We start from the raw sequence: 20,537 nt of genomic DNA, 5'->3' as shown, positions 1-20,537 counted from the left end.
GAGTCCGTGGCCGTCCGGAGGGAGCCCGGATCAGCCCAGGTTGGGTATCGTCCAGTCGATCGGCTCGTGCCCCTGTGCCGCCACCGCCTCGTTGATCTGCGTGAACGGGCGGGAGCCGAAGAACTTCTTCGCGGACAGCGGCGAGGGGTGCGCGCCCTTCACCACCACGTGCCGCTCCTGGTCGATCAGCGGCAGCTTCTTCTGCGCGTAGTTGCCCCACAGGACGAAGACGGCCGGATCCGGGCGGTCCGCCACCGCGCGGATCACCGCGTCGGTGAACTTCTCCCAGCCCTTGCCCTTGTGCGAGTTGGCCTCGCCGGAGCGGACCGTGAGCACCGCGTTGAGCAGGAGCACGCCCTGTTCGGCCCACGGCATCAGGTAGCCGTTGTCCGGGATCGGCGTGCCGAGTTCGTCCCGCATCTCCTTGTAGATGTTCCGCAGCGAGGGCGGGGTCTTCACGCCCGGCCGCACCGAGAAGCACAGGCCGTGGCCCTGGCCCTCGCCGTGGTAGGGGTCCTGGCCGAGGACGAGCACCTTCACGCGGTCGTACGGTGTCGCGTCCAGCGCGGCGAAGACCTCCTCGCGGGGAGGGTAGACGGGACCTTTCGCGCGCTCCTCCTCCACGAACTCGGTGAGCTCCTTGAAGTAGGGCTGCTGCAGTTCCTCGCCCAGGACGCCGCGCCAGGACTCGGGCAGCATGGCGATGTCGGTCACGTCGACTTCCTCCGGTGTGCGCTCGCTTCACGGCCGCACAGTGTGCGCCCGCGGGCGGCCGCGCGAGAGCACGACCGCCTTTACGAGCACAGAACCTACAGGCGCCCACTGACAACCGCGCCCGAAAGCGGGACCTCGGCGCAACTGCCGACGGGCACCCGGCGCAGCTACCAGCTGGTCTTCCAGGACAGCGCCCACATGGTCATCATCGTCGCGGGGTCGATGGACTGCTCGGCGCCGGCGATCTCCTCGTTCGCGGCCACGAACTGCTTGCCCTGCCACAGCGGCAGCAGTCGCGCGTCCTTCATGAAGATCTCCTGCGCCTCCTCGAACTCGTCGGCCACGGCGCCCCGGTCGCTCTTCCGGCGTGACTCGGGCAGCAGCTTGCCGGTGATCTCGGGGGCGTCGTACGGAGTGCCGAGCGCGTTCTGCTGGCCCACGAAAGGTGCGACGAAGTTGTCGGCGTCGGCGAAGTCGGGGAACCAGCCACGTCCGAACACCTGGTACTCGCCGTTCCGGTAGCCCTCGACGTAGTCCTTCCAGGGACGGCTCTTGAGGGTGACGGTGAACAGTTCGGAGGCCTCCAGCTGTCGCTTGAGCTCCTGGAAGGCGGGCTTGGTCTGCGAGCCGTAACGGTCGCTGGTGTACCAGAGGGTGAGCGGGACGCGTTCGGTGATGCCGGCGTCGGTGAGGATCTTCCTGGCCTTGGCCGCGCTGGGGTCCCCGTAGCTGTCGAAGAAGCTCGTGGTGTGGCCGACCAGGCCCCTGGGGATCATGGAGTAGAGCGGCTCGACGGTGTCCTTGTAGATCTTGTGGGCGAGCGTCGGGCGGTCGATGACCTGGGCGACCGCCTTGCGGACCTCGGGCCTCTTGGCCCAGGGGTCCTTGGGGTTGAACACCAGGTAGCTGATCTCGGTCGTGGGGTTCTCGATGAGCTGGAGCCCCTCTTCCTTGCCGTTCTCCTGGATGTCGACGGTGGCCGAGGCGGGCAGACCGCGGTAGATGACGTCGATCTCCTTGTTCCTGAGGGCGTCGACCATCTTGGACGACTGCGAGAAGTAGCGGATGGTGACGCCGTCGTTCTTGCGGTCCGCGATGCCCTTGTAGTTGTCGTTGCGGACGAGCTCGGCCTGCTTGCCGTCGTCGTAGGAGGCGAGGCTGTACGGCCCCGAACCGTTGATCTCCCCGCCCTCGCGGAGCTTGTCCGCGGGGTAGTCCTCGGGGTCCACGATCGACATGGCGGGCGTCGAGAGCACGAAGGGGAAGGTGGCGTCGGGCTCCTTGAGGTGGAAGACGACCTCGCGATCACCCTTCACCTGGACCCGGGAGAGGCTCCCCAGCAGACCCGCGGGGCCGCCGTTGACGTTGATCTTCTTGATGCGGTCGATCGAGAACTTCACGGCCTGGGCGTCCAGGTCGTGGCCGTCGGCGAACTTCAGGCCCTCGCGCAGCTTGCAGGTGTAGACCGTGGTCGAGCTGTCCGTGAACGCGCAGCTCTCGGCGGCATCGGGCTCGGGCTCGGACGCGCCGGGGGAGTAGTTCAGCAGGGTCTGGAAGACGTTGCGCATCAGCTCCCAGGAGCTGTCCCAAGCGGCCGCCGGATCCAGGGTGCTCGGGGCACTGGTGGTCCCCACGACGATCGGACGGTCGTCGTCGGACGAGTCCGAGGAGAGAACACCACATCCGGCGACCATGGTTATGGACGTGACCGCCGCCAGCTGACGCAGGTATCTGTCCTGCTTGAACACGCGCACCATCCTCGATCGGGCATACCACAAGGGTGGCCAGACCATACCGCAGTGTCCGGGCAGGCGGACCTCCGCCCTGGCAGGCCCTTGATCAGCGCGTATGTCGCCGCGGCGGAGGAACGGTGCCATTTCCTTGCGCACCACCACAAGACGGGCGCCCGCGTGTTGTCCGGCCGGGCCGGGCGGGCGCCCGCCGCCGTCGTCAGCCGACGCCGGCGTTGAGGAAGATGCCGCCGTCCACCACCAGGGTCTGGCCGGTGATCCAGTCGGACTGCTCGGAGGTGAGGAACGCGGCGGTGCCGCCGATGTCGGAGGGCACGCCGAGCCGCCCCAACGGGTAGGACGCGGCGGCCTCCGCCTCACGGCCCTCGTACAGGGCCTTGGCGAACTGCGTCTTCACCACGGCGGGCGCGATCGCGTTGACCCGCACCTTGGGCGCGTACTCGTGCGCCAGCTGCAGGGTCAGGTTGATCATGGCCGCCTTGCTGATGCCGTACGCGCCGATGAACGGGGAGGCGGAGACGCCGGCGACGGAGGCGATGTTGACGATCGCGCCGCCGTTGTCCTTCTGCCAGGCGTGCCAGGTCCTCTGGGCGAAGCCGAGGGCCGAGACGACGTTGGTCTCGAAGACCTTGCGCGCCACGTTCAGGTCGAGGTCGGCGATCGGGCCGAAGACCGGGTTGGTACCGGCGTTGTTGACCAGGAAGTCGACGCGGCCGAAGGCCTCCATGGTGCGCTCGACGGCGACGGCCTGGTGGTTCTCGTCGTGGGCCTTGCCGGCGACACCGATGACCCGCTCGGCGCCGAGCTGCTCGACGGCCTCCTTCAGGGCGTCCTCGTTGCGGCCGGTGATGCACACGCGGTCACCCCGGGCGACGAGTGCCTCGGCGACGCCGTAGCCGATGCCACGGCTCGCACCGGTGACGAGGGCGACCCTGCCCGAGAGCTCGGGAAGCTGTGCGGAAGTCATGTGCTCCGATCCCCCGGTCAGTTGAGCGGGCCGCCGGCCACGTACAGCACCTGGCCGGAGACGAACCCGGCGGCCTCGCCGGTGAAGAAGGCGATGGCGCCTGCGATGTCGTCCGGGGTGCCGACGCGCTGTACGGGGATCTGGGTCGCCGCCGCGGCCTGGAACTCCTCGAAGCCCATGCCGACACGGGCGGCGGTGGCGGCGGTCATGTCGGTGACGATGAAGCCGGGCGCGACGGCGTTGGCGGTGATGCCGAACTTGCCGAGCTCGATGGCGAGGGTCTTGGTGAAGCCCTGCAGACCGGCCTTGGCGGCCGAGTAGTTGACCTGGCCGCGGTTGCCGAGCGCGGAGGATGAGGAGAGGTTCACGACGCGGCCGAACTTCGCGTCCACCATGTACTTCTGGCAGGCCTTGGTCATCAGGAAGGCGCCCCGCAGGTGCACGTTCATGACCGTGTCCCAGTCGGCGGAGCTCATCTTGAACAGCAGGTTGTCGCGGAGCACGCCCGCGTTGTTCACCAGGATCGTCGGGGCCCCGAGCTCCTCGGCGATCCGGGCGACGGCCGCCTCGACCTGCGCCTCGTCGGAGACGTCGCAACCGACGGCGAGGGCCTTGCCTCCGGCGGCGGTGATCTTCTCCACGGTGTCCTCGCAGGCCGCCTCGTCGAGGTCGATCACGGCGACGGCGCGGCCCTCCGCGGCCAGTCGTACGGCGGTCGCGGCGCCGATGCCGCGCGCGGCACCCGTGACCACGGCGACCCGCTGCTCAGTGGTGGACATTGCTGCTTCTCCTCGCCCTTGGGATGCGGCTCTCACAGTACGCCCAACAGGTGAGCGACCGCTTAGTACCTCCAGCACACGTGACGCTAGAAGCCCTGGCACCCGGTGTCAACGGCACACGACCCAGGTGTGATCGATTACCTGACCAGCAGATCGAGCAGCCGCTCCGCCTCGGCCCCGGGATCGACCGTGAGCCCGGTGTGCACGGGCCCCGGCTGGACCACCGTCGAGCGGGGCGCGACCAGCCAGCGGAAGCGCCGCCCGGCGTCGTCGCGCGCGGCCTGGCCCGCCGCCTCACCCCCGGCGCACACCCCCTCGACGGCGTGCAGGGCGGCCCGTACGCCCGCCACGTCCGCCTCGGGGTCCAGGGCCAGCAGCTTGGTCTCGTCGAGGTGCGTGCGGGCGGCGACGAAGGACCTGGCGCGGCAGTACACGAGTACGCCCGCGTTGAAGCACTCGCCGCGCTCGACGCGGGGGACGACCCGCAGCAGCGCGTACTCGAAGACGTCCTGCTCCCTCGGCCTGGTCGCGAGGGTGCGCTCGCTCACTTGATCCCCTCGATGCGTTCCTGGATGACGGCGGCCCGTGCCAGCAGCGGCTCGGCGTACGCCCGCCGCAGTGCGTCCGCGCTGTCGAACCCCGGCTCGCCGGCCAGCCACACCTCGGGGATCTCGGCGGTGACCTCCGCCAGCAGGTCCTCGGTGACCAGGTGCGCGAGGGCGTCGGCCGCGGCCGCGACATCGGGTGCGAAGGGTGCCAGCGCGTGGTCGGAGGCGTCGTACGGCCGCTGGGCGGAAACCAGGGCGCCGGGCCAGTTGTGGTGCCAGATCATCGTGGCTCCGTGGTCGATGAGCCACAGGTCGCCGTGCCACACCAGGAGGTTGGGGTTGCGCCAGGAGCGGTCCACGTTGCCCACGAGGGCGTCGAACCAGACGATCCGGCCGGCCTCCTCGGGGCTCACCGGGAAGGCGAGGGAGTCGAAGCCGATCGCGCGGGGCAGGAAGTCCATGCCCAGGTTGGCGCCGCCGCTCGCCTTGAGCAGGCCCTGCACCTCCTGGTCGGGCTCGCCGAGGCCCAGCACGGGGTCCAACTCGATCGTCACCAGTCCCGGGACCCGCAGTCCGAGCCGGCGGGCGAGCTCACCGCAGACGACCTCCGCGACGAGCGTCTTGCGGCCCTGACCCGCGCCCGTGAACTTCATGACGTACGTCCCGAAGTCGTCGGCCTCGACCAGTCCCGGCAGCGACCCGCCCTCACGCAGCGGCGTGATGTAACGGGTCGCGGTGACTTCTTTGAGCATCGACCCAGGTTACCGGGGCGGTGACGCGCCCCGGAGACGGCCAATGCGGTGACGCGCCGACGACGACAGCGAACCGACAGCTCCGCTTTACCCACGTCCCATCCCGAGCGGGCGAAGATTTCGGCATCGTCTGAACAGGCGATCTCCGCCGGCCGTACCTGTCGGCAGGTCCACGCCCCCCACGGAAGGGAACCTCAGCATGACCAGCGCACCGCACCAGCCCGCCTCGAAACCGGCCCGCCGCGCCGTGATCGCAGCGGCCGGCGCGACGGGGCTCGCCGTCGCGCTGACCGCGTGCGGATCGGACGACGACTCCTCGTCCGCCTCCTCCGAGTCCTCCGCCGCCGGCACCGAGGAGAGCAGCGGCGCGAGCAGCGGTGGCACGAGCGGCGGCGACGCGGGCTCGGGCGGCACCGAGGTCGCGAAGACCTCCGACATCCCGGAGGGCGGCGGCAAGGTCTTCGCCGACCAGAAGATGGTGGTCACCCAGCCGACGGCGGGCGAGTTCAAGGCGTTCTCGTCCACGTGCACCCACCAGGGCTGTGCCGTGAAGAGCATCAAGGACGGCGTCATCAACTGCCCCTGTCACAACAGCAACTTCTCCATCACCGACGGCAGCGTGAAGAGCGGCCCGGCGACCAAGCCCCTGCCCGCCATGGAGATCACCGTCGACGGTGACTCGATCAAGATGGCCTGAGCCCGGGGCATTCGGCCGCCGGACGCTCATGTCCGCGGCCGGGGCCGCTTGAGGCAGCCCAGCACCTCGTCCGTGGTCGCGACCGTGGCGACCAATGCGAGGGTGTTGCGGATCATCGCGGGGGTGTACTCGGAGGGCACCCCCGCGATGGCGTCCCTGGGCACGACCACCGTGTAGCCGAGGTTGACGGCGTCGAACACCGCGTTCGGTACGGCCACGTTGGCCGACACGCCGGTCACGACCAGCGTGCGGCAGCCCAGGTTGCGCAGCAGCGCGTCGAGGTCGGTGCCGGCGAGCGGCGAGAGCCCGTGCAGCCGTCGTACGACCAGGTCCTCCTCGGCGACCTCGATGGGCGGCGCGACGCGCACGGCCTCGGTGCCCGCCAGTTGCTGGACGGGCAGCCGTTCGGCGGCGCGGAACAGCCGGGCGTTACGGCTCGCCCCCCGTCCGTCGGGCCGCCGTTCGGCGACGGCGTGGACGACCTGCACCCCGCTCTCGTGGGCCCCGGCGACCAGCCGGGCGACGTGCGCCAGGGCCCCCGACGACCGCGCCTCCCTGGCCAGCTCGGGCAACGCGCTGTCCGGGCCCACGACCCCCTGCTGGCACTCGACGGTGAGCAGCACCGTGGTGGCGGGGTCGAGGAGGGCACGGAGCGCTTCGTACGACGGCATGTCTCCCCTTCGTCCTGTCACCCTCGTCTGCCACCCTCGCCCTGTCACACGTCGGCCGGGGCGGGCGAGCGTAACGTCCCTTGCGCGGGGAGGGAAGACCACTCATGCTGCATTTCTGACGTAACGTCAGAATAAGGGGAGGCACTCCATGACCGTCACGCAGCGCCGGGGCCGGAAGATCATGATGACCTCCGCCGAGCTGGACGAGTTCCTGGCCACGCAGCGCACCTGCCGGGTCGCCACGGTCTCGGCGGACGGCGCCCCGCACGTCAGCCCGCTCTGGTTCGCCTGGGACGGCACCTCGCTGTGGCTGTACTCGATCACACGCAGCAGGCGGTGGGCCCACCTGCGCCGCGATCCCCGCGTCGCCGTCACGGTCGACGCGGGCGAGGACTACGGAGAACTGAGGGGCGTCGAGCTGTCGGGCACGGTGGAGTTCGTCGGGGAAGCCCCTTGCACGGGCGAGCCGGGCCCCGAACTCGCCGACGTGGAGCGGCTGTTCGCCCGCAAGAACTTCGGCCTGGACGAGATGCCGCACGACGGCCGCCACGCGTGGGTGCGACTGACACCGGAGTCGATCGCTTCGTGGGACTTCCGCAAGCTGGCGTCCCTGTGACGGGAGGGACGGGCCTCGGCGTGATCGTGACGGGAGGGACCTCAGCGTGATCGTGACGAGACGGATCTCGGCGCGATCGTGACGGGACGGGTCTCAGCCTGAGGCGACCGAGCGGATGTCCTCCCCCGCCTTCTGCAGCGCCTCCACCGCCGCCCTGATCGACGGGCGGCGGTCGGCATCCGCGCGCCACACCGCGTAGATGTACCGGTGGACGCGGTGGCGGACCGGCACGGCCCGTACCCCCGCCGGCATCGGGTCGCGTCCCAGCCTGGGCGCGACACAGACACCCAGCCCGGCCGCGACCAGGGCGAGCTGGGTGTGGTGCTCCTCGGCACAGTGGGCGATGCGGGGCTCGATGCCCTTGCCCCGCAGCGTGTAGAGCAGCCACTCGTGGCAGAACTCGCCCTCGGGCCAGGCGACCCACTCGTCCTCCGCGAAGTCCTCCAGGTCGACCGCGTCCCGGCCGGAGAGTGGGTGCCCCTCGTGCATCGCGATCTCCACGGGGTCGTCGAGGATCACCGCTCTGGCGAGCCCTTCGGGCACGGGCAGGGGCTTGTTGTACCAGTCGAGGACCACGGCCAGGTCGGCGTCGCCCCGGATCACCGCGTTGACGCCGAACTCGGGCTCCAGCTCCCGCGAGCTCACCCGCAGCGACGGGTGGCCGTCCCGCAGCGCCCTCAGCACCGACGGGAAGAGACCGCGCATCGCCGTCGGGAACGCGGCCAGCCGCAGCTCGCCCACCACCTGCCCGCGCTGCGCCTCCAGGTCGGACTGGGCCAGCTCGACCTGGGACAGGATGCGGGCGGCGTGGTCGGCGAGCAGCCGTCCCGCGTCGGTGAGACGTACGCCGCGCCCGTTCTTGGCCAGGAGCCGCTGCCCCACCTCCCGCTCCAGCTTGGCCATCTGCTGGGACACGGCCGACGTCGTGACGTGCAGCCCTTCGGCTGCGCCACTGACCGAACCGTGCCGGGCCAGGGCGTCGAGGGTGCGCAGGCGCTCCAGGTTCAACATGTAAGTGATGCTACGAGATTCCGCTCATGAAATCTCGATTGCGCTACGAGATCATTGAGGAGCATCGTTGGGGCCATGACCACCGCCACCACCGCCCCGCGAAACTCCGCCCAGCCGCCGGCGACCACCGAACGTCGCCGTCCAGCCGTCGGCTGGCGCCTCCGCTTCGGCTTCCTCGCCCTCGTCTGGGGCTTCAGTTTCCTCCTCATCAAGGTCGGCACCGAAGGCTACGCACCCTTCCAGGTGACCTTCGGACGACTGCTGTTCGGTACGGCGGTGCTCGCGGTGGCCATGGCGGTGAAGCGGGAGCGGCTGCCGCGTGGTGCCCGCACCTGGGGCCATCTGGCGGTCGCCGCATTACTGCTGAACGCGCTGCCGTTCTCGCTCTTCGCCTACGCGGAGCTGACGATCCCGTCCACGCTCGCCGGCATCTGCAACGCGACCTCACCCCTGTGGGGCATGGCCCTGTCGCTGGTCGCGCTCTCCGAGGACCGGCCGACGCGGGTGCGGGTCGCAGGCCTCGGACTCGGCTTCCTCGGCGTGCTCACGGTGCTCGGCGCCTGGCAGGGCTTCCACGGCCTGGACGCCTCAGGCACGGCGATGGCGCTGCTGGCCTCGCTCAGCTACCCGATCGGCTGGATCTACGTCCGGCGCACACTGGCGGGCTCCGGCCACTCCAACCTCTCGCTGACAGGCGCCCAGTTGCTGCTGGCCACCGCGCAACTCGCCGTCGTCACACCGCTGTTCACCTCCCTGCCGGGTAGCTTTCCAGTGCTTCCCCTGCTCGCCGTCGTCGCGCTCGGCGCCCTCGGTACGGGTGTCGCGATGCTCGTGCAGTACGGCATCGTCGCCGAGGTCGGCCCGACCACCGCCCAGATGGTCACGTACTTCATCCCGGTGATCGCCACGGCCGCCGGCGTCGCGGTCCTCGGGGAGTCGCTCACCTGGTCCACGCCGGTCGGCGCGGCGATCGTACTGGCGGGAGCGGCTCTCACTCAGGTCAAACCCCGTGCGGAAAAACTGGATTGAGCGGCAGTCATACGTAGCGTCGAGCGGGCGCCGGGCCGATCGCCGAGGCCACGGCGTCCGCCACGCGTCCGATCTCGTCCTCCGAGAGCGTGGACACGGTGATCCGGATGCCGGGTGGCGCGCTCATGCGGAAGCGGGCGCCGGGCGCCACGGCCCAGCCGGCGTGCAGCAGCCGGGCGACCACGCCGGTCTCGTCCCGGACGGGCACCCACACGTTCATCCCGCTGCGCCCGTGCGCCGTCACGCCGCGTTCCGCCAGCGCACCGATCAGCGCGTCCCGCCTGCGGCCGTAGGCCCCCGCCACGGCCCGCGCGTCCACGGCACCTTCCGCCCAGAGCACCACGACGGCCCGCTGCACCAGCCGGCTCACCCATCCGGGCCCGAGGCGCTGCCGTCCTCGCACGCGGTCCAGGGTCACGGCGTCACCGGTGAGCACCGCGAGCCGCAGATCGGGCCCGTAGGCCTTGGCGACCGAGCGGACGAGGGCCCAGTGGCGCGTGACACCGGCGAGCGGCTGGAGGGGCTGGTCGACGATCCGGTAGCCATGGTCGTCCTCGACCAGCAGGGTCTGCGGGTGGTCCGCGAGCACGGCGCGCAGGGCACGCGCGCGCGTGGCGCTCACCGCGGCACCGATCGGGTTCTGCGCCCGGTCGGTGACGATGAGGGCGCGCGCGCCGGCCTCCAGGGCGCGGCGTACGTCCTCGGGGAGCGGCCCTTCGTCGTCGACACCCACGGGGATCGTTCGCAGTCCGAGCGCGGGCACGAGGTCGAGCACGCTGCCCCAACCCGGATCCTCGACGGCCACGGCGTCGCCCGCCTTGAGGTGCGCGGCCAGGACACGCTCCACGGCGTCGAGCGCGCCGGAGGTGACGGTGAGCGGCCCGTCCGGCACACCGTCGGCGTCGAGGTCGGCGCGCGCGATCCGCTCCAGCTCGGGTTCGACGGGGGCCTGACCGTAGAGGACGGGGACGCGGTCACCCTGCTCGGCGGCGGCCGCGAAGGGCTTGGCCAGCGGGGGCAGCAGCGCCGGATCGGGATTGCCGTCGGCGAGGTCGCGCACGCCTTCCGGTACGTCCACCCGGATGTACTCGCGCCCTGTCGTGGCCGGTTTTGAGCGCACCCGGCTGCCGCGTCGTCCGGCGGTCTCGATGACCCCGCGCTCGCGCAGAGTGCGATAGGCGGCCGCGACCGTATTCGCATTCACCCCGAGCTGCACCGCCAACTCCCGCATCGGCGGCAGCAGTTGCCCCGGCTCCAGCTCCCCGGCACCCACCGCGCGCTCGACGCTCGCCGCGATCTCCGCTGCACGACGCCCTTCGATCCGATACTCTCCTAGCACAAAAAAGATTATGCACTAGTGCAATGGAGGCCGCAATGCAGGGACCCCCGCAGCCGATGCCGTCGCCGACCGCCTACACCCCGACCGACCGCACCGTCCCCACCCGTGCCGCGCAGCGGGCCACGTACGACAAGGAGGTGGTGCACGCGATCCTCGACGAGGGCTACGTCTGCCATCTCGGCTTCGTGCGGGACGGCGTCCCGGTCGTGCTGCCCACTCTGTACGCCCGGGTCGGCGAGGTGCTCTACGTCCACGGCTCGACGGGTTCGCGCCCGCTGCGGATGACCCGCCAGGCGGATCCGGGGCTCGCGGTGTGCCTCACCGTCACGCACGTCGACGGGCTGGTCCTCGCCCGCTCCGCCTTCCACCACTCGATCAACTACCGCTCCGTGGTCGTCCATGGCACCGCCCACCAGGTGACCGACCCGGAGGAGAAGCGACTGGCCCTCGACGCGCTGGTGGACCACGTCGTACCAGGTCGCTCGCGCGACATCCGGCCCGCCAACACCAAGGAGGCCGCCGCCACCGCGGTGATCCGCCTCGACCTCGACGAGGTGTCCGCCAAGATCCGCGAGGGCGGCGTGAACGACGAACCCGAGGACCTCACCCTCCCCCACTGGGCAGGCGTCCTCCCTCTGCGCAAGGGCTACGACACGCCGATACCGGACCCGGGCCTGACACCCGGGACCGAGTTCCCCGACTACCTGGCGGTGCTGTGACCTATGAGGCGCCACCTGGAGCGGACAACTGCTTCTCAGGGCCGTCCGCCCCATCGCCGTCCGCCGCACCGCCGTCCGCCGCGCTGCTGCCCGTCGCGTCCACTGCGGTGCCGTTCCTCTGAGCAGGACCCGAGCCTCCCGCGACCGGCCCCTCGGCGGCCTTGGCAGGTGCCGACGACTGGGCGATGAAGGCCCCGACCAGGACGACGACACCGCCGATGATCTGCGGCGCGGAGAGATGTTCGCCGAGCAGCACCCAGGCGAGCACGGTCGCGATGACCGCTTCGAGGCAGGCGACGACGCCCGCGACCTGCGGGGACAGCCTGCGGACGGCGACCACCCCGGTCACGTACGCGAGCACCGTCGCGATCAGCACGACCCAGCCGAGCAACAGCCAGGCCGCGACGGGAGTGCCGTCCATGCGGGCGGTGCCGGCGAGGAGGGACCAGTCCATCGTCCAGGGACGGGCCACGGCGGTGAGCACGAGGGCGCCGACGAGCAGGCCGTACGCGATGACGCCGAGCGGGTCGGGCGCCTCCTCGCCCGCGTCCGCGCCCTGATCGGACAGGACGAAGTAGCCGACCTGGCAGCAGGCGGCGGCCAGGGCGAGCAGCAGACCGAGCGCGTCGAAGCCCATTCCCGACCAGACCTCGACGACGCAGGCGAGCCCGCCGACCGCTAGCACGACCCCCACGGCGGCGGCACGCGTGACCGGCCGCCGCTGCACGAACCGCACCCAGCCGAGCAGGATCGCGGGGGCGAAGTACTCCACGAGCAGCGCGACACCGACCGGGATGCGCGAGATCGCCGCGAAGTAGCAGGCCTGCACTCCGGCCACGGCGAGAAGCCCGAACCCGGCGAGCAGCGCGGGCCGCCGACGCGGCAGCCCGCGGTGCCGGACAGCCAGCGGCAGCATCACCAGCGCGGCACCCGCCACCCGCAGCCACACCACGTGGAGCGGGTCGAGCCCCGCCTCGATCAGCGGCTTGGCCGCCACACCCGACCCGCCGAAGGCGACGGCCGACCCGAGCGCGAGCCCGAGGCCGACGCCCCTGCCGTGATTGCCCTGACTGCTCTGAGAGGTCTGCACCGGCACATGATGACAGCCGATGACATGAGCGTCACCCTCATTGACACCTGTCTCACGCCCTGGACGCCCCCCACTGCGGCGTCAGGGGGCGCGAGAACCGCACGCGCCGAGGCGCGGGAACGGCACGTATTCAAGGGGGCGCGAGGAACTGCAGGCCTTTCGCAGGCGCGGGGAACTGCACGCTCCTAAGGGGCGCGGGGAACTACGCGACAAGCCACGACGAACCCGCACGCACCCGCCACCCCCTCAGCGGACGGCATCCCCACCCCCCGGGCGGCCGGCCGCCCCAACCCGCACCACCAACTCCCCCACGTCAACCCCCGCGCGCCCAAGCACCTCCACGGCGCGCGACTCAGGAGCCGCGACAAGCGCGGCAAGGAGATCGACCCCACGAGCCCGCACCGTGCCCTCCCCGCCCCGCGCCTCGGCGCGCCCGCACGCGTCCTCCATCGCCCCGGCCGCCGCCGGCGACCAGCCCGGCACGTCGGTGAGCACGGGGACGGCACCGGAGTCCTCGACACTGCCCTGCCAGCGCAGCCCGTAGCCGATGCTCCGCTGCACGAGGTACCCGAGCAGCCGGGCGACCTGCGGGCCGTCGCCGAAAACGGCGCGCACCTCTGGGTCGGACTCCAGGAGTGTGTGCAGCAGATGCGCGGTGTCGATCTGCCGGTCCCCGTCGCGCAGCGCCCGTCTGCGCGCACCGGCGATCACCGCTGCCAGTTCGTCGGTGAGCCGGGCATCGGGCTCCGCGCCTGTCCGGTCGTGGTCGGCGGCGGACTGCCGGGGAATACGGGGTCGCACATCCCCACCTCATCAGTCCCGTCCGGCCGAGTCATCCTCGCCGGGCAGCATTCTCGGGTCCGGCACAGGTGGTACGGATGAACCGGTTCTCCTCCTTAGGGAGGAGAACGCCCCCTTGAGGACGACATCGCACCGATGCACACCGGACCGTTTCTGACGGTTCATCAGTATTGAATGTTCCAGGCCGTGCCGCTACGTTCCGCGACACGCAGCCCGAGACGAAGAGGTGGTCGCATGGCCGAGGTCAGCGCGGAGGCACGCATCGAGGCACCCGCCGAGAAGGTGTGGGCCCAACTCGTCGACTGGTCCGCGTACGGGGAGTGGAACACGACCCACACCAGCTTCCCGAAAGGCGGCCCGCAGACCCTCGCGGTCGGTGGCACCTTCCAGGAGAACCTGAAACTCATGGGCTTTCCCGCGGAGGTCGAGTGGACCATCGCGGAGCTCGAACCCGCCCGGGTCCTCGCCATCCGCGGCAAGGGCCCGATGGCCGTGGACCTCGCCACGCGCTACACGCTCACGCCGGACGGCACCGCCACCACGGTCCGCGTCGACGGCGAGTTCACGGGCGCGGCCGTCTCCCTGATGGCGGGCAAACTGAAGGACTCGGCGACGGCCGCGCTGAACGAGTCACTGCGCAAGCTGGGTGGACTGGTGGCGTAGCCCGGGCGTACGACCGCACACCACCACGACACCTCGCGCACCACGCCCCCGGCACGCACCAGGGCGCCCTGCGGTCTTGTCCGCAGGGCGCCCTCACGCCGTGCCTCATGCCGAGCCACTGCCCGGCGAGGCCGTCAGTCCTCGTCCGCGAGGATCAGATACAGCTTCTTGCGAGCCTCGTTGATGACCGCCAGCGCCTTGTCGCGCTGGTCCTTGTCGCCGGTCTTCCAGACCTGACCGAACGCCTCCATCAGACCGAAGCCGGCCTGCCGGATCTCGCCCAGCGCCTCCCAGTCGACCCCGCGCGAGGCCTCCTCCCACGGCGCCTCGGGCCCTTCGCCGGCCGCCGTACGGCCCGCATCGGTGAGCGAGAACAGCTTCTTTCCGCCCTCGGTCTCACTGATGATGAGCCCTTCGTCCTCCAGCAGCTGGAGGGTGGGGTAGACCGAACCTGGGCTGGGCTTCCACGCCCCGCCGCTGCGCTCGGCGATCTCCTGGATCATCTCGTAACCGTGCATGGGGCGGTCTTTGAGGAGGGCCAGGATCGACGCCCGTACGTCGCCGCGCCGCGCCCTTCCCCTCGGTCCGCCCCTGCCGCGTCCACCCCAGGGCCCCGGGCCGAAACCCGGGCCGAAGCCGGGGCCACCGTGCCCCGGACCGAAGGGCCCGAAGGCGCCGCGCAGCGCCTCGAAGTCGGGACGCCCGTGCGGGCCGTGTCCACCGTGACGTCCGTGTCCACGCTCGAATCCGTAGTCCTGTCCACGGGTACGCATGGCCATCACTCCATTCCATCGTTGATCTGTCGCGATACCTCAACGATATATCGGAACACTTCGCATGGCAAGCCCTTCGCGACCTGGTGAGCCCTGACGCGGGCCCGGTGGCGACCTGGGCGGGCCGCGTCCGTGGTCTACTGCCGGTCATGCCGTTGCTGCTGCTGGACCTCGACAACACGCTGATCGACCGCGACGCCGCCTTCCGTGCCGCCGTCGCCGACTTCCTCGCCGAGCACGCACTGGCCGACTCCGACCTCACGTGGGTGACGCGCGTCGACGCGAGCGGCTACACCCCGCGGCACGACGTCGCCGCCGCGCTCACCGACCGGTACGGGAACACGGTGCCGTCCACCGCCATCCGTGCCCTCCTCGACCACGGCGCAGCCGACCGCGCCGTCCTGGCACACGCCTCCCGCGAGGCCCTGGACAGAGCGCGGAAGGCAGGCTGGACCTGCGTGATCGTCACCAACGGCCGCACGGCCCAGCAGGAAACGAAGATCCGCAACACCGGCCTCGACCGGCTCGTCAAGGGCTGGGTCATCTCCGAAGGCGTCGGCTGCCAGAAACCGGATCCGGAGATCTTCGAGGCAGCGGCGGCCACCGTCGGCGCCTCCCTCACCGACGCGTGGATGATCGGCGACTCACCGCATGCCGACATCGCGGGCGCCCATGGGCTCGGGCTCCGCAGTGTGTGGGTGACGGACGGCCGCCCCTGGGCCGAGGACTCCTACCGGCCCACCCACATGGCTCCCGACGTCGCCTCGGCGATCGACCACGCCATCACAGCGACGGGGTGACGAGAACAACAGGACGACGAGAACAATGGGACGACCGGAACACGCGAGTGAACGAACCCGCTCAACGGGCCGCTCCCGAGCGGGCGTTGCTCACCGGACATCACGCCCCGTGCACCGCCGCGATACGGCCCCCGTCTAGGGTGCGGGCATGACCTCGCACCGTTACCTCTCCCAGCTCTTCTCACTGGACGGCCGGACCGCCCTGGTGACGGGTGGCAGTTCCGGCATCGGACGGGCCATCGCAGGGGCTCTCGCGCGTGCGGGGGCGAGCGTGGTGATCGTGGCGCGCAAGGAGGCGGAACTGGCCGCCACAGTCGACGAGTTCGTGGCGGACGGGTGCCGGGCTGCCTGGGTGAGCGCCGACCTGAGTACCCGTGACGGGGTGCGCGCGGCCGCGGAACAGGCGGCCGAGGTGTTCGGCGAGCCCGACATCCTCGTCAACAGCGCGGGCATCAACCTCCGGCCGCCGATGGGCGAGCTGGGCGAAGACGTGTGGGACGCCACGATGGCGGTGAACCTGGAGGCGCCCTACCTGCTGGGCGAGCGGTTCGGACCCGGCATGGCCGAGCGAGGTTTCGGGCGGATCATCCACATCAGCTCCCAGCAGGCCCACCGGGCGTTCGTCCAGAGCGGCGCCTACGGGGTCTCCAAGGGAGCGCTGGAGTCGCTGGCCCGCTCACAGGCCGAGGCATGGTCGTCACGCGGCGTCACCTGCAACACGCTGGTGCCCGGCTTCGTCGCGACCCCGCTCAACGCACGCCTGCAGTCCGATCCGGAGAAGATGGCCGCGCTGGCCGCGCGCACGATGGTCGGACGCAACGGCCTGGCCGAGGACTTCGCCGGAGCGGCGGTGTTCCTCGCCGGCCCCGCCTCCGGGTACGTCACAGGCCAGGCGATCTTCGTCGACGGCGGGTTCTCCGTCCACTGAGCGGGTCCAATTCGCCGGGCCACTGAGCTGGTCCACCGGCGCCGGTCCACCTCGCCCGCCCACTGTGCTCAGACACCGGCCAGGTGGCGGCCTGGACTGCTCCCCTGGCTCCGCCGAAATCGGTCCAACGCCCCGGAATTGGCCTTGGCCCGCCGCTCCACCCACCCCCTAGCGTCGGACCATGCGGATTCGAATCGTCGACGCCTTCACCGACCGCCCCTTCGCCGGCAACCCGGCGGGAGTCGTCCTCCTCGACGCCTTCCCCGACGAGACCTGGCTCCAGAACGTGGCCCGGGAGGTCAACCACCCCGAAACGGCGTTCGCCCACCGCCTGCCCGAGGGCGGCGAGGCGGACTGGGCTCTGCGCTGGTTCACGCCCGAAACCGAGGTCGCGATGTGCGGTCACGCCACGCTGGCCACAGCACACGTCCTCGCCACCACCGGCGCCCACACCGGCCCTGTCCGGTTCGCCACCCGCAGCGGAGTCCTCGTCGCGACGACCCACGAGGACGGATCCCTCACCCTGGACTTCCCGACAGCACCCCTCACCCCGGCCGGGCTCCTAGAGGGCCTGGCCGAGGCGCTGGGCGCCCAGCCGCTCACCGTCCTCGACACCGGCCCGAACATCGGTGACCTCCTGCTCGAACTCGCCGACGAGAAGACCGTTCTCGCCCTCGCCCCCGATCTGAGGGCCCTCGGCCGCTACTCCGAACGCGGTGTCATCGCCACGGCACGCGCCGAAGATCCCGCCCAGGGCTACGACTTCGTCTCGCGCTGCTTCTTCCCGAACGTCGGCATCGACGAGGACCACGTCACGGGCAGCGCCCACACCGCCCTCGCCCCGTTCTGGTCCGGCCGCCTCGGCCGCCACGCCCTCACCGGCCTCCAGGCCTCACGGCGCTCCGGCCTGGTCCGCACCGAGGTCCGCGGCGACCGGACCCTCCTCACCGGCCGCGCGGTCACGGTCATCGAGGGCGAACTGCTGGCGTAGCGGCGCACCAGGGGGCGTACCGCCGGCTCCCCGCCGACCACCCGCCCCCTGTCCCTCTCCGCCTCCTCTCCGTCCCCTCTCCGTCCTCACGCCGTGGGCAGCCAGCCCACCTTGCCCGCCAGCAGCGCGTACCCGACGAAGGCACCGATGTCCAGCAGTGAGTGCGCCACCACGAGCGGTCCGACCCGTCCCCAGCGCCGGTAGAGGTAGACGAACACCACGCCCATCACCAAGTTGCCGATGAAGCCGCCGATGCCCTGGTAGAGGTGGTACGAGCCGCGCAGGACCGAGCTCGCCATCAGCGCGGCCCCCGGGCTCCAGCCCAACTGGCCGAGCCTGCGCAGGAGGTAGCCGACGACGATGACCTCTTCGAGGACCGCGTTCTGGATCGCGGAGAGGATCAGGACCGGGTACTTCCACCACACGTCGGGCAGCGCCTCCGGCACCACCGTGAGGTTGAAGCCCAGGCCGCGGGCGGCGAGGTAGAACGCGATACCCGTGCTGCCGATCACCGCCGCGATCGCCGCCCCGCGCCCGAGGTCGAACCACGGCTTCGTGCGGTCGAAGCCGAGCGTCCGCAGCCCCTCGCCCTCCCGCAACAGGAAGTGCGCGACGAGCGCGACCGGCACCAGCGCCGTCGTGATCCCGAAGAGCTGCCAGGCGAGATCCAGCCAGGGGCGGCCCGGCGCGGCGGAGGCGTTGAGGGTCGCGGCCTGGTCCTTGAGCCCTCCTGGTTTCGTCACCGATCCGACAAAGCTGATCAGAGCGGATACGCCACTCGCGCCGAGCGAAAGCCCCAGAACGAGCAGCGTCTCGTTCCGGAGCGTCCGTCGGGCCGATCCGTCCAACGGCGAAGAATCGGCCACCGCCCCTGCCTCCACCTGCACGTACGCCTCCAGTTCGGTAATCCCACCGCATCCCCCGTCCAGCGCGACAGGTCGATGGGGGGACCATCCCATGGGACGTCACAGCTTGCCCGATCGCTCCAAGGCGGGCACACCCGGCCCTCGGCCGCGCGCCCAGGACGGGACGGCTGGAGGCGGCGGGGGCGAGAAGGAACCACGTCGCCCCCGGCGGCTCACCTCACCCCAACAACACCGGCTCCGGTAACCCCACAGGCCACATGTGGACCGGCTCCCCCGCATGCATCAACTCGCAGTACCTCCGCGTGGTCGCAGCCAGCGCCGCCTGCCGGTCAAGCCCCTTCTCCAACGCCCGATGGAACGTTTCCGCCTGCCAACTGGCTCCGTTGACCCGCCTCCGGCACCGCTCCTCGATCACCCCGAGGTAGAAGTCCCGATCCGCGGCCTCGACCCCCCACGCGTCCAGTCCCACCTCGGCCAACGGCAGCAACTCGTCACGCACCAGACTCACCGCGTCCACCTCGACGACCCCGCCGTACCGCCCCCGCCGCGGCCACCGCAGGCGCGCGTCGATGCCATGCCGGCAGGCCTCGTCGAAGTTGGCGGCGGCGACCTCGAAGGGCAGCCGCGTCCACACCGGCCGCGACTCCTCGGCAAGGGCGCGCACGACCCCGTAGTAGAAGGCCGCGTTGGCGATGACGTCGGTGATCGTCGGTCCCGCGGGCAGCACCCGGTTCTCCACCCTCAGGTGCGGCACTCCGTCGGCGATGCCGTACACGGGACGGTTCCAGCGGTACACGGTGCCGTTGTGCAGGACGAGCTCACCGAGCTTGGGCGTACCTCCCTGGTCAAGGACACGCAGCGGGTCCTCGTCGTCACAGATGGGCAGCAGCGCCGGAAAGAACCGCAGGTTCTCCTCGAAGAGGTCGTACGCCGAGGAGACCCACCGCTCCCCGAACCACGTACGCGGCCGCACCCCCTGCGCCTGGAGCTCCGGCGGCCGGGTGTCGGTGGACTGCTGGAACAGCGGGGGCCGCGACTCCCGCCACAACTCGTGCCCGAACAGGAACGGGGCGTTGGCGCCCACGGCGACCTGCGCAGCGGCCACCGCCTGCGCCGCGTTCCACACGCCGGCGAACCGCTCCGGAGTGACCTGGAGGTGCAGTTGCACGGAGGTGCAGGCGGCTTCGGGCGCGATCGACTTCGACGTGCACACGAGCCGCTCCACGCCGTCGATGTCGAGCGTGAAGTCCTCTCCGCGGGCGGCCACGATCTGGTCGTTGAGCAGGGTGTAGCGGTCCACGTCGGAGAGATTCGAGGAGACCAGGTCGTCCCGGCCGAGCGTGGGCAGAATGCCAATCATCACGATGCCCGCGTCGAGCTCGCCCGCCTTCCGGTCCGCATAGGCCAGAGACGTGCGCAACTCCTCGGAAAGCCGGTCGAATACGCGGCCCCCCAATCGATGTGGGGCTATGTTCACTTCCAGGTTGAACATGGCGAGTTCTGTTTGGAAATCCCGGCTCGCTATACGCTCCAGCACCTGGGCATTCATCATTCTGGGCAGTCCGTCGGCACCCACGAGATTCAGCTCGATCTCCAGCCCCATCAGGTTCTTGGGCCGGTCGAACCGCTTCTCCGCCAACAAGCGCTCGAGCCCCGTCAGGCACTGACGGAGCTTGTCGCGGTAGCGGTGTCGATCGGACAGGTCGAACGACCCCGCCACGACCTTCTCCCCCATCGAAGTGTCCCCTCCTCTGATGGGCAGGCCGACGGGCCGGCCGCTGCTGTCCCGGGTCACGGTGGATGATGCCCAGGCAGCGCGATCGATAACGTCCCACGTCGGGTCGCTCGATAGTGCCCCCGGGCGAGTCCGGGACCCGCTACGCTGAACGAGTACCCATTGGCACATTCAGTAGGCATGAAGTAGAACGCGGTTTCTACGTCCGACGACCTCGTGAAAAACGCCGACGAGAACCAGCCGACCGTCGCCCGGAGAAATTCCGAGGTCACCGGCTCACACGTCACGTGTAATCGG

The 20,537-nt window shown here is 70.7% G+C and carries 22 protein-coding genes; 8 read left to right on the top strand and 14 right to left on the bottom strand.

Features of this window, described 5'->3' with window-relative positions:
* Positions 1-30: 30 nt before the first annotated feature.
* The 6 genes from ACZ49J_RS40215 to ACZ49J_RS40190 all read right to left on the bottom strand — a co-directional run bounded on the left by ACZ49J_RS40215 (position 31) and on the right by ACZ49J_RS40190 (position 5,511).
* Positions 31-714 (bottom strand): uracil-DNA glycosylase, encoded by a 684-nt coding sequence (locus tag ACZ49J_RS40215; RefSeq protein ID WP_467456029.1) that lies wholly within the window; start codon positions 712-714, stop codon positions 31-33.
* A gap of 167 nt (positions 715-881) precedes the next feature.
* Complete coding sequence (locus tag ACZ49J_RS40210; RefSeq protein ID WP_467456027.1) at positions 882-2,471, bottom strand: ABC transporter substrate-binding protein; 1,590 nt, start codon at positions 2,469-2,471, stop codon at positions 882-884.
* A 193-nt stretch (positions 2,472-2,664) separates the two neighbouring features.
* Entirely contained in the window at positions 2,665-3,432 is a 768-nt protein-coding gene (locus ACZ49J_RS40205) for an SDR family oxidoreductase (RefSeq protein ID WP_467456025.1), read from the bottom strand.
* A 17-nt stretch (positions 3,433-3,449) separates the two neighbouring features.
* Positions 3,450-4,211: a 3-oxoacyl-ACP reductase FabG gene (gene fabG / locus ACZ49J_RS40200; protein WP_467456023.1), complete on the bottom strand. Its 762-nt coding sequence runs from the start codon at positions 4,209-4,211 to the stop codon at positions 3,450-3,452.
* Between the two features lie 137 nt (positions 4,212-4,348).
* On the bottom strand, positions 4,349-4,759 hold the full coding sequence (locus tag ACZ49J_RS40195; protein ID WP_467456021.1) for a DUF3037 domain-containing protein: 411 nt from the start codon (positions 4,757-4,759) through the stop codon (positions 4,349-4,351).
* Positions 4,756-5,511 carry a HipA family kinase gene (locus ACZ49J_RS40190; RefSeq protein ID WP_467456019.1) on the bottom strand — a complete coding sequence of 252 codons (756 nt, stop codon included), beginning with the start codon at positions 5,509-5,511 and terminating at the stop codon, positions 4,756-4,758. The genes ACZ49J_RS40195 and ACZ49J_RS40190 overlap by 4 nt, the downstream gene beginning before the upstream one ends.
* A 199-nt stretch (positions 5,512-5,710) precedes the next feature.
* Here ACZ49J_RS40190 and ACZ49J_RS40185 point away from each other — a divergent pair, with 199 nt between their 5' ends.
* A complete protein-coding gene (locus ACZ49J_RS40185) occupies positions 5,711-6,208 on the top strand; it encodes a Rieske (2Fe-2S) protein (RefSeq protein WP_467456017.1) in 498 nt (165 codons plus the stop codon).
* A 26-nt stretch (positions 6,209-6,234) separates the two neighbouring features.
* On the opposite strand, the gene ACZ49J_RS40180 is transcribed toward ACZ49J_RS40185, so the two are convergent.
* Entirely contained in the window at positions 6,235-6,879 is a 645-nt protein-coding gene (locus ACZ49J_RS40180; protein ID WP_467456015.1) for a cysteine hydrolase family protein, read from the bottom strand.
* Between the two features lie 148 nt (positions 6,880-7,027).
* Between ACZ49J_RS40180 and ACZ49J_RS40175 the strand changes: the two genes are divergently transcribed.
* Positions 7,028-7,495 carry a pyridoxamine 5'-phosphate oxidase family protein gene (locus ACZ49J_RS40175; protein ID WP_467456014.1) on the top strand — a complete coding sequence of 156 codons (468 nt, stop codon included), beginning with the start codon at positions 7,028-7,030 and terminating at the stop codon, positions 7,493-7,495.
* A 93-nt stretch (positions 7,496-7,588) separates the two neighbouring features.
* Here the strand turns inward: ACZ49J_RS40175 and ACZ49J_RS40170 are convergent, their stop codons facing one another.
* Positions 7,589-8,506 (bottom strand): LysR substrate-binding domain-containing protein, encoded by a 918-nt coding sequence (locus tag ACZ49J_RS40170; protein WP_467456012.1) that lies wholly within the window; start codon positions 8,504-8,506, stop codon positions 7,589-7,591.
* A 75-nt stretch (positions 8,507-8,581) separates the two neighbouring features.
* On the opposite strand from ACZ49J_RS40170, the gene ACZ49J_RS40165 reads away from it, so the two are divergent.
* Positions 8,582-9,535 carry a DMT family transporter gene (locus ACZ49J_RS40165; protein WP_467456010.1) on the top strand — a complete coding sequence of 318 codons (954 nt, stop codon included), beginning with the start codon at positions 8,582-8,584 and terminating at the stop codon, positions 9,533-9,535.
* A 7-nt stretch (positions 9,536-9,542) separates the two neighbouring features.
* Here ACZ49J_RS40165 and ACZ49J_RS40160 read toward each other — a convergent pair whose 3' ends face one another.
* Positions 9,543-10,874, bottom strand: coding sequence for an aminotransferase class I/II-fold pyridoxal phosphate-dependent enzyme (locus tag ACZ49J_RS40160; RefSeq protein WP_467456008.1), 1,332 nt, complete (start codon positions 10,872-10,874; stop codon positions 9,543-9,545).
* Between the two features lie 35 nt (positions 10,875-10,909).
* Between ACZ49J_RS40160 and ACZ49J_RS40155 the strand changes: the two genes are divergently transcribed.
* Positions 10,910-11,593, top strand: coding sequence for a pyridoxamine 5'-phosphate oxidase family protein (locus ACZ49J_RS40155; protein ID WP_467456006.1), 684 nt, complete (start codon positions 10,910-10,912; stop codon positions 11,591-11,593).
* A 1-nt stretch (position 11,594) separates the two neighbouring features.
* Here ACZ49J_RS40155 and ACZ49J_RS40150 read toward each other — a convergent pair whose 3' ends face one another.
* On the bottom strand, positions 11,595-12,689 hold the full coding sequence (locus ACZ49J_RS40150) for an EamA family transporter (RefSeq protein ID WP_467456005.1): 1,095 nt from the start codon (positions 12,687-12,689) through the stop codon (positions 11,595-11,597).
* A gap of 240 nt (positions 12,690-12,929) precedes the next feature.
* Positions 12,930-13,484 carry a Clp protease N-terminal domain-containing protein gene (locus ACZ49J_RS40145; protein ID WP_467456004.1) on the bottom strand — a complete coding sequence of 185 codons (555 nt, stop codon included), beginning with the start codon at positions 13,482-13,484 and terminating at the stop codon, positions 12,930-12,932.
* 234 nt (positions 13,485-13,718) lie between these two features.
* On the opposite strand from ACZ49J_RS40145, the gene ACZ49J_RS40140 reads away from it, so the two are divergent.
* Positions 13,719-14,147 (top strand): type II toxin-antitoxin system Rv0910 family toxin, encoded by a 429-nt coding sequence (locus ACZ49J_RS40140; protein ID WP_467456003.1) that lies wholly within the window; start codon positions 13,719-13,721, stop codon positions 14,145-14,147.
* Between the two features lie 134 nt (positions 14,148-14,281).
* Here ACZ49J_RS40140 and ACZ49J_RS40135 read toward each other — a convergent pair whose 3' ends face one another.
* A complete protein-coding gene (locus tag ACZ49J_RS40135; protein WP_467456002.1) occupies positions 14,282-14,920 on the bottom strand; it encodes a PadR family transcriptional regulator in 639 nt (212 codons plus the stop codon).
* Between the two features lie 149 nt (positions 14,921-15,069).
* Here ACZ49J_RS40135 and ACZ49J_RS40130 point away from each other — a divergent pair, with 149 nt between their 5' ends.
* The 3 genes from ACZ49J_RS40130 to ACZ49J_RS40120 all read left to right on the top strand — a co-directional run bounded on the left by ACZ49J_RS40130 (position 15,070) and on the right by ACZ49J_RS40120 (position 17,639).
* The gene (locus ACZ49J_RS40130) at positions 15,070-15,720 is read left to right on the top strand and encodes an HAD family hydrolase (protein WP_467456001.1); all 651 of its coding nucleotides are present in this window, start codon (positions 15,070-15,072) and stop codon (positions 15,718-15,720) included.
* A 148-nt stretch (positions 15,721-15,868) separates the two neighbouring features.
* Positions 15,869-16,648: an SDR family NAD(P)-dependent oxidoreductase gene (locus ACZ49J_RS40125; RefSeq protein ID WP_467456000.1), complete on the top strand. Its 780-nt coding sequence runs from the start codon at positions 15,869-15,871 to the stop codon at positions 16,646-16,648.
* A gap of 181 nt (positions 16,649-16,829) precedes the next feature.
* Entirely contained in the window at positions 16,830-17,639 is an 810-nt protein-coding gene (locus ACZ49J_RS40120; protein ID WP_467455999.1) for a PhzF family phenazine biosynthesis protein, read from the top strand.
* 86 nt (positions 17,640-17,725) lie between these two features.
* On the opposite strand, the gene ACZ49J_RS40115 is transcribed toward ACZ49J_RS40120, so the two are convergent.
* Positions 17,726-18,526: a CPBP family intramembrane glutamic endopeptidase gene (locus tag ACZ49J_RS40115; RefSeq protein ID WP_467455998.1), complete on the bottom strand. Its 801-nt coding sequence runs from the start codon at positions 18,524-18,526 to the stop codon at positions 17,726-17,728.
* Positions 18,527-18,722: 196 nt separating this feature from the next.
* Positions 18,723-20,240, bottom strand: a complete 1,518-nt coding sequence (locus ACZ49J_RS40110; protein WP_467455997.1) for a glutamate-cysteine ligase family protein — start codon at positions 20,238-20,240, stop codon at positions 18,723-18,725.
* Between the last annotated feature and the right edge of the window lie 297 nt (positions 20,241-20,537).

It is taken from the genome of Streptomyces sp. NPDC030840 (assembly GCF_055572015.1).
Note: the sequence above shows the minus strand (reverse complement) of the source record. Positions and strands in the feature narration are given on the sequence as shown.

Bases quoted from the DNA above. Each gene is read 5' to 3' on its own strand.
- ACZ49J_RS40120 (WP_467455999.1), top strand. From the start codon at position 16,830: ATGCGGATTCGAATCGTCGACGCCTTCACCGACCGCCCCTTCGCCGGC.
- ACZ49J_RS40130 (WP_467456001.1), top strand. From the start codon at position 15,070: ATGCCGTTGCTGCTGCTGGACCTCGACAACACGCTGATCGACCGCGAC.
- ACZ49J_RS40110 (WP_467455997.1), bottom strand. From the start codon at position 20,240: ATGGGGGAGAAGGTCGTGGCGGGGTCGTTCGACCTGTCCGATCGACAC.
- ACZ49J_RS40125 (WP_467456000.1), top strand. From the start codon at position 15,869: ATGACCTCGCACCGTTACCTCTCCCAGCTCTTCTCACTGGACGGCCGG.
- ACZ49J_RS40205 (WP_467456025.1), bottom strand. From the start codon at position 3,432: ATGACTTCCGCACAGCTTCCCGAGCTCTCGGGCAGGGTCGCCCTCGTC.
- ACZ49J_RS40180 (WP_467456015.1), bottom strand. From the start codon at position 6,879: ATGCCGTCGTACGAAGCGCTCCGTGCCCTCCTCGACCCCGCCACCACG.
- ACZ49J_RS40140 (WP_467456003.1), top strand. From the start codon at position 13,719: ATGGCCGAGGTCAGCGCGGAGGCACGCATCGAGGCACCCGCCGAGAAG.
- ACZ49J_RS40155 (WP_467456006.1), top strand. From the start codon at position 10,910: ATGCAGGGACCCCCGCAGCCGATGCCGTCGCCGACCGCCTACACCCCG.
- ACZ49J_RS40175 (WP_467456014.1), top strand. From the start codon at position 7,028: ATGACCGTCACGCAGCGCCGGGGCCGGAAGATCATGATGACCTCCGCC.
- ACZ49J_RS40170 (WP_467456012.1), bottom strand. From the start codon at position 8,506: ATGTTGAACCTGGAGCGCCTGCGCACCCTCGACGCCCTGGCCCGGCAC.
- ACZ49J_RS40190 (WP_467456019.1), bottom strand. From the start codon at position 5,511: ATGCTCAAAGAAGTCACCGCGACCCGTTACATCACGCCGCTGCGTGAG.
- ACZ49J_RS40135 (WP_467456002.1), bottom strand. From the start codon at position 14,920: ATGCGTACCCGTGGACAGGACTACGGATTCGAGCGTGGACACGGACGT.
- ACZ49J_RS40165 (WP_467456010.1), top strand. From the start codon at position 8,582: ATGACCACCGCCACCACCGCCCCGCGAAACTCCGCCCAGCCGCCGGCG.
- fabG (WP_467456023.1), bottom strand. From the start codon at position 4,211: ATGTCCACCACTGAGCAGCGGGTCGCCGTGGTCACGGGTGCCGCGCGC.
- ACZ49J_RS40210 (WP_467456027.1), bottom strand. From the start codon at position 2,471: ATGGTGCGCGTGTTCAAGCAGGACAGATACCTGCGTCAGCTGGCGGCG.
- ACZ49J_RS40185 (WP_467456017.1), top strand. From the start codon at position 5,711: ATGACCAGCGCACCGCACCAGCCCGCCTCGAAACCGGCCCGCCGCGCC.